Source organism: uncultured Catenibacterium sp. (assembly GCF_900540665.1).
Lineage (GTDB): Bacteria > Bacillota_I > Bacilli_A > Erysipelotrichales > Coprobacillaceae > Catenibacterium.
The window spans coordinates 22,393-28,818 of record NZ_UQGV01000017.1; the positions used below are offsets into that span (position 1 = coordinate 22,393).

The following is a 6,426-nucleotide window of genomic DNA, read 5'->3' on the forward strand; positions in this document are numbered from 1 at the left end:
TTTATTAAGCACTAGTATGTGTTTTATAATATTGTTTTAAAACTGAATCTAAGAACTCAGTAGATGCTGAAACATAATAAGGTTCCATGCCACTCACAATAGTCAACATTCCATCAGTATATTTCATTTGTGGCTTCTTAAACATATGATTGACATACGCAAAGAACTTCTGTCCATCTAAATCTTCTAAGAAGACTTTAGAGAAACGTATTTCTAGTCCCTGGCTGCTATCTTTCACATCATCAATAAGTGGATCATGTGAGAGAATATCAAATTTTCTCTTTACGACAATATTACGTACCTGTGATGGGAGTACACCATAAAGGTCTGTTAATTCATGTTCCACACGTTTGAGTGTTTCTAAGTCATTGGCTTTATAAACACGCTGATAGAGTTCTAATTTTTCCATATCACTCTCTACATAATCTTTTGGAATATAACCATCCACAGATACATTACGTGATGGGACTGTATCATCTTCCTTGATCTTACCTTGCTTTTCATCAATCGCATCCTGCAAGATCTTCATGTACATATCAAAACCGACCTGATCAATAAATCCTGCCTGTTCACCACCAAGAATATCACCACTGCCACGAATAGATAAATCTCTCATCGCAATCTTATAACCAGATCCTAATTGCGTGAATTCCTTAATAGCTGTTAATCTCTTTTGAGCTTCTTCTGTCATAGCACGATCTTTTGTATAGAGAAGATATGCATATGCAATACGCTCACTTCTACCAACACGGCCTTTGATCTGATAAAGCTGTGCTAAACCAAACTTATCCGCATTCTCAATAATAATTGTATTCGCATTAGGTATATCAATACCTGTTTCAATAATCGTTGTACATACTAAAATATCATATTTCTTTTCTACAAAATCAGTCATGACATCTTCTAGTTCTGTCTTATCCATCTGACCATGTCCTACCCCAATACGTGCATTAGGCAGAAGAGTCTGTAAAGTAGAGGCTGTTTCATAGATATTCTCTGTTCTATTATGAAGATAGAATACCTGACCATTGCGTGATAATTCTCTTTCAATAACCTGTTTAATGAGAGCCCAGCTCTTTTCTGATACATAGGTCTGTACAGGTAATCTATTTAATGGTGGTGTTTCTATTTGTGAGAGTCCTCTAATTCCCATGATGGACATCTGTAATGTACGAGGAATTGGTGTTGCAGTGAGTGTAAGAACATCTATTGTTTTTCTGAGGCTCTTGATCTTCTCTTTCTGTCTCACACCAAAACGCTGTTCTTCATCGATACATAGTAATCCTAAATTCTTGAACTCTACATCCTTGGATAAAATACGATGTGTTCCTACTAATAGATCAATATTACCTTCCTTTAAATCAGAGAGAATCTGTTTCTTTTCTTTAGTAGTCGTAAAACGATTCAATAACGCTATATTGACAGGGAACTTCTCAAAACGTTTCTTCATCGTACGATAGTGCTGGGATGAAAGAATAGTTGTAGGACATAGGAAGGCACATTGTTTCTTCGACACAATTGCCTTAAAGCAGGCTCTTAAAGCCACTTCTGTCTTACCAAAACCAACATCTCCACATAATAGTCTATCCATTGGACGTGGTGTTTCCATATCCTTCTTGATTTCTTCTACAGCCTGTGCCTGGTCTGGAGTCAGTTCATAACCAAACTCACTTTCAAACTCTAATTGAAGATCTCCATCAGGTTCAAACGCAAAACCTGGCTGTCTCATTCTTTCTGCATATAAGTTAATGAGATCATCAGCTAGACCATCTACCTTCTGTCTGACTCTTGCTTTCTCTTTTGCCCATTTAGGTGAACCTAAAGCATGAATACGAGGTGGTTTACCATCTCTTGATGAATATTTTCTAATCAACTGGAACTGTTCTACTGGAACATAGAGGATATCATTACCTTTATAGGCAATATGTAGATAATCCTTATGCACACCATCAACGACTAATGTTTCAATACCCATATATTGTCCAATACCATTTGTATCATGAACAACATAGTCTCCTACCTTTAATTCATTATAGTCTGAGATCTTAGTCGCATCTCTATATTTGATATATTTCTTCTTTGTTTCTTGTACTTTAAAGAGTTCCTGACTTGTGAGTAATATGGTCTTCTCTTCTACAAAGTTCATTCCACAAGGTAAATGTCCTAAGAATAGATTAACCCCATCATAAATCTTATTTGTGGCACTTGTGAGAGTAAAAGGAATCGCATGATCGGTAAATAAGTTGACTAATACATCAATCTGGCGCTTTTCATCTACACCAATCATGACACGATTATATGTGAGTAAATCCTTTAACTGACTAATAAAGACTTTTTCATTGGCCATAGAGATCATAACAGGCTGCGTCATAAACATGATCTGTTTATCATTTTCTCTAAAACGAACAAAGTCTACATTCTGATGTTTTAATATAGTCTGAGGATTATTAATAAGTTTAAGTCCTCTGATCATCTGTCCTATTTCTTCTAGTTCATGATAATAGAGGTAGTTCTCTTCCATATATGTCTTATAAGAAGCAAGAATAGAAGCAAGAGATGCAGTAATAATTGTATAATCACGTGCATAATCCATGATTGTAGCAGTTTCAGGGAATAAACCTAAATACTGATAAATACGTGGATTATAGTCATGTGCTTTAAGTGATTCAATATCTAATGCATAGGTCTGTTCAAGTTCATCCTTGAAATCATCCTGTACAGTCATCTTATCTTTTAATGTCTGAATAGATGCTTCTACCTGTGATAAACCATCATCTTCATACATCATATCTGTAGCTGGAAGGATATCGATAGACTCTATTTTATTTGTTCTTCTTTGGGAGTCTTTATCATAGAAAGAGATTTCTTCAATTTCATCATCAAAGAATTCAATACGAACAGGATGGTCATACTGGATTGTATAAACATCAAGTACTTCCCCTCGTCTAGAGTAATAGAAAGGTGAATCGACTCTTTGTGTATTCTTATATCCAATAGACTGTAACATCTTCTTGAGTTCTAAAGGATCAATAGTATCTCCCTTCTTCAAGCTTATAATACTCTTCTTAAAAAGCTCTACAGGAGTAATATAACGTGTCATTGAATGCATATGACAGACACAGATCATCGGTTTATCCTGTGTCATAGCATATAATGCATTAATTCTTTCACCTAATAGTTCATAAGAATAAGCCACTGATTCAACACGTAATGATTCATCTGCAGGGAAATAAACAACTTGATTCACAAGTTCAGTTAATGTTTTATAGAGGTTAAATGCCTCATATTGGTTGTTTTTAATAATCAGGATTTTTCTTGGATTATGCCAAAAAGAACCAGCAATGAGATAAGCCTCATCGCTAGTTGAGTTTGTGACAATAGTTCCATTATCTGTATCTAAGGTACGCAAGGCCTGATTATCTTTTAAAAGATTCAGTATTTTTTCCATAACAATCACCTAATTATATTTATTCATTGCTTTATTAAAACCATCATCTAAATAACATAAAACAGCATCTGCTGCACGTTTAGCACCTTCTGAAATAAGCTTTTCTTCTTCCTTAGAGAAGTGTCCAAGTACCCAGTCCACCACACTATAAAGTTTATTCTTAGAAATACCAACACGAATACGCTTGAAGTTCTGAGTCCCTACATGGGCTATAATACTCTTGATTCCATTATGTCCACCCGCACTGCCTTTTTCTCTTAAGCGAAGCTTACCAGTAGGCATATCCATATCATCATAAATAACCAATAGATCTTCTACTGGAATCTTGAAGAACTGCATCACTGCCGCAACAGATTCACCAGAATTATTCATATAAGTCTGAGGCTTAAGTAAGATAACATCTTCACCCTTATACTTGAATTTAGTATATAAGCCTTTGAACTTTTCTTTATCAATAGACTGATTCATTTCATCACTTAAGACATCTAAACAATAAAATCCTGTATTATGTCTTGTCATATCATATTCTTTACCAGGATTTCCTAATCCAACAATTAATTTCATTACATTCTCCTATCTTGCACATACAACCATGGATACACCAAATACATTGAGTTGTCCATTTTCTATTCTTTCATTTGACATACTATATAATATCTTAAAGTCATCTTCAATACCAATAGTAATCACATCATATGAAGGATTAAAATAAATCTTAATTTCTTTATAGTCTCCTTCATCCTGAGTCAAATGATATTCTACCATACGATAATAGATATTGTTGATGAAGACGTGCTGATGCATATCTTCATAGTCATAATATCTAAAGCACTTATTGTGTTTTCTTAAATCTATAAAGAACTTTACAGCCTGTACAACATTCATATAACGGTCATGACGTTCCCAGTCTAATTTATTAACTGCATCTCCTGCATTATAAGAATTCTGATTACCATTCTTAGTTCCTAAGAATTCCTGTCCTGCATGAATAAAAGGAACACCCTGAGCTAGAATAGTCATTGCAAGTGTTAATAAGCATCTCTTCTGACGACAATATTCATCTTCATGTCCATTAGAAATAATGAATTTATCAAATACAGTCGCATTATCATGACATTCAGCATAGTTAATGCTCTGTTCTATTGATGAGAACTTATTGTAGTCACACATTGCGATAATGGCTTCATTTGTCTTATATGTATCCCCAGATGTATAGCCTTTGACTTCCATCTGATTAGGTCCCTTGATTGTATCTCTGAAATGATCATTAAAGAAACCAACATGAGGTGTTTTATGGTTATTTTCAATCGTTGTCTTTTCTGAATCAGGTAATGCAGTACCCATATTCCATCCTTCACCATATAACATAAATGAAGAATCTAATGAATGACCCTGTTCATAAATCATATTGACTGTATCAATATCCACAATACCCATAAGATCCATTCTAAAACCATCTACACCATAAAGAACCTGCCATCTCTTGCACATATCTAAGATATATTTACGACACATCTTGGCAGTACTATTTAAATCATTCCCACACCATGAACCATTAGATAATTCACCCTTGTCATCTCTTCTAAAGAAATAATAAGGCACTGTCTTTTCTAATGTATTGTTGTTTACATCATGCATATGATTATAGACTACATCAAGAATGACACGCATATTATGCTTATGAATACAGCGTACCATACGCTGACATTCCTGAATTCTCTTATAACCATCATTAGGGTCAGTAATATAACTTCCTTCAGGCACATTATATTGTGCTGGATCATAACCCCAGTTATAAAGTAAATCCGGATGATCTTCATCTACAGTTGCATAATCATTCACTGGTAACAGCTGTACATGAGTCACACCAAGCATATCTAAATAGTCCATACCTGATGAAAAGCCATTCTTAGTCACTGTACCTTCTTCACAGAAACCTAAGAACTTACCTCTATGTGTGATTTGTCCATATTCATCAATAGAGAAGTCTCTAACACCTACTTCATATATAACTGCATCTGTATTATGTTTAAGTTCTGTTAAAGGATAATCCACTCGTCTTACCTTATCTAAATCAATGACAACTGAACTATGCATATTAGCTGTACTTGAATAAGCATATGGATCAGCTGTTTCTGTTGATTCTTCATTCATTCCAATAATATAAACATATTCATAGCCATCTAAATCTTTCTTAATAGTTGTACTATAAACACCCTTATCTTCTCTTTCTAAAGGATAATAATGAAGATCTTCATCTTTCCATATCTTTAATACAACCTCTGTAGAAAGGGGTGACCAGACCTTAAATGATGTGCTCTCTTTTGTATAATGGCTGCCTAAATCATCTCCATCATAATAGAAATGATCATCAAACTCTTTACTCATAGAAAGCTGACTAAAGTCTAGAAAACAAGCTAAACCATAATTATCAAACACTTTATATCTTGTACCTACAGAAAAATCTGTATGCAAAAGATACGACTGGAATCCATCTTCTTTCTCAGTCGCTTCACCTTTAAGTATCTTTACTTCACATGTATCTAAATTCTTCAAATAAAACTGACTTGAAATTCCGTTATAGTAATTTAATGATAAATCGACCTTGATTAAATCAAAATCAATCGCATAAGCATACATACGTATTGACTCCCTTTGCATATTATATACCCACCTTTTCTCATTCCCTATTCTATCATAAAAACACAAGAATGAAAGAGAGTATCTAAATTTAAAAAAGAATGCCATATAACACAAAAAAAGACTGAACAGCATAAGTCATTAAGCCTATATAGAGCGATTACTTTGTGATTGTGAATGTACGAGTAATAGGTGTAGTCTGATAGTTTCTACCTAAAGTCACCACTGTCATAATGTATATATCATTTCATTCTATATAGAAAAAGAGGATAGTCATGCTATCCTCTCAGACTGTTGACAAACTAAATGTTAACAGTCTTTTCTTTTAAAATCGAATA

The 6,426-nt window shown here is 34.1% G+C and carries 3 protein-coding genes; all 3 read right to left on the reverse strand.

Going from position 1 to position 6,426, the window contains the following annotated elements:
* Positions 1-4: 4 nt before the first annotated feature.
* Genes mfd through pulA form a run of 3 tightly spaced genes read right to left on the reverse strand, consistent with a single transcriptional unit; the run spans position 5 to position 6,088 of the window.
* A complete protein-coding gene (gene mfd / locus QZQ55_RS03845) occupies positions 5-3,448 on the reverse strand; it encodes a transcription-repair coupling factor (RefSeq protein ID WP_295090093.1) in 3,444 nt (1,147 codons plus the stop codon).
* A gap of 9 nt (positions 3,449-3,457) precedes the next feature.
* Positions 3,458-4,012: an aminoacyl-tRNA hydrolase gene (gene pth / locus QZQ55_RS03850; protein ID WP_295090096.1), complete on the reverse strand. Its 555-nt coding sequence runs from the start codon at positions 4,010-4,012 to the stop codon at positions 3,458-3,460.
* 9 nt (positions 4,013-4,021) lie between these two features.
* The gene (pulA, locus tag QZQ55_RS03855; RefSeq protein WP_295090099.1) at positions 4,022-6,088 is read right to left on the reverse strand and encodes a type I pullulanase; all 2,067 of its coding nucleotides are present in this window, start codon (positions 6,086-6,088) and stop codon (positions 4,022-4,024) included.
* Between the last annotated feature and the right edge of the window lie 338 nt (positions 6,089-6,426).